The sequence below is a fragment of the Brachyspira pilosicoli genome, from assembly GCF_008016535.1.
In the GTDB taxonomy this organism is placed as follows: Bacteria; Spirochaetota; Brachyspiria; order Brachyspirales; family Brachyspiraceae; genus Brachyspira; species Brachyspira pilosicoli_A.
In genome coordinates, this window is record NZ_SAXY01000083.1 from 1 (window position 1) to 1581 (window position 1581).

The 1581-nt window shown below is 28.1% G+C and carries 2 protein-coding genes; both read right to left on the reverse strand.

From position 1 onward, the window contains the following. The coding region (ligA, locus tag EPJ72_RS12790) for an NAD-dependent DNA ligase LigA (RefSeq protein ID WP_147732494.1) at positions 1 to 973 on the reverse strand (973 nt) is incomplete at its 3' end. Between the two features lie 60 nt (positions 974 to 1033). Continuing rightward, positions 1034 to 1324 carry an integrase core domain-containing protein gene (locus tag EPJ72_RS12795; RefSeq protein WP_147732495.1) on the reverse strand — a complete coding sequence of 97 codons (291 nt, stop codon included), beginning with the start codon at positions 1322 to 1324 and terminating at the stop codon, positions 1034 to 1036. Between the last annotated feature and the right edge of the window lie 257 nt (positions 1325 to 1581).

Consider the following 1581-nt stretch of genomic DNA (forward strand, 5'->3'; position numbering starts at 1 on the left):
CTTCTATGTTTTTTAAAATAGTTTCTTTTTCTTCTGGCTTAAATTTAAACGCTACTGCAAATCTTGGAGCACGTGACAAAAATCCTAATTTCTCCTGATACTTAACATCATCAACCTTTATTACAAGTCCATCAATTTCATAGTCCATTTTACTTCTATTTTCTTGTATATTATAATAAGTTTCTAATACTTTTTTAGCATCGATATTTGGGTGAACGCCTTCAACTGTGAAGCCTAATTCTGATAAAAACTCCATTGATTTATATTCATTAGTTAAATCAAAATCTTTGTAATTTGCAATCTGGTATGCAAAGAATTTTAATCTTCTTTTTTTACTTTCTGCACTGTCTAATTGCCTTAATCCTCCAGCAGCTGCATTTCTTGCATTAGCAAAAGGTATCTCTTCAAGTTCTTCTCTCTCTTTGTTTAAGATTTCAAAATCTTTTTTTGTTATTAATGCTTCTCCTCGTATAATAAGTTTTTTAGTCTCTTTTATGCTTTTTGGAACATTGTTTATCATCTTAACATTATTAGTAACATTCTCTCCAACTTGTCCGTCTCCTCTTGTGCTTGCAACTGTAAGTTTTCCTTTTTCGTATATTAACTCTAAAGCAAGTCCGTCAAATTTATTTTCAACAGTATATTTAATACTACTTGCATTAAGCTCCTTTTGCATTCTATTATCAAAATCCAAAAACTCCTCTTCATTCATAACATTAGAAAGCGAGTACATTGCAATAGGATGCTCAAACTTCTCAAATTTTTCAAGTATAGTGCCTCCTACTTTATTTGTGGGGCTGTCTTCTTTTTTTAATTCTGGAAACTCCCTCTCAAGATTTTCTAATTCTCTAAAGAGTTTATCATATTCATAATCTTCTATTTCAGGGTTATCATCTGTATAGTAAAGTTTATTGTGATAGTTAATAGTTGCAGTTAATTGTTCTATTTTTTTCCTAGCTTCTTCTAAGTTCATCATTTCCCCTTAAAGCATTTTAAAATTTATTTGTCATGGAGCCATAGATATTGTACTTTGTCATGGAGCCATAGATATTGTACTTTTACTTGCTATAATATTTTTGATTCTTTCTTTGATTGTAATATAACCTAGCGAAGAAATCAATCTTTGATTGTTATAAAAATGTGTATATTCTTTTAATTTTTCTCTCAATAATTCTACTGTGATATTTTTATTTAATCGTGAATAAAATTCTCTTTCGTCTATGCCGTGTACTCTTTCTACTACGCCGTTATATCTTGGTGTTGCTATAGGAATATATCTCCTCTCTAATTTATTTTTTAAGCAGTATTCATCAAAAATATTTATTTTAGAGGTATTAGACTTGTTTCAAAAGTACTTGACAAATCAATTTATAGTTTCAAAGAAGTAAGAATTATGTTAATATATTCGTAAAAAAGGATTTTATAAAAATGATTGATTGTCAAAGTGTGATTGGCTTAAAAAAACATATTTATTTCTTTTAGAAGAATTAAGAAAAGTATATAAAGGTTTTAATAATGGCAGACCAAGAAAACTTTCTTTGGAAACTATGCTTTTTATCACTTTTATATATTTTAAAAATA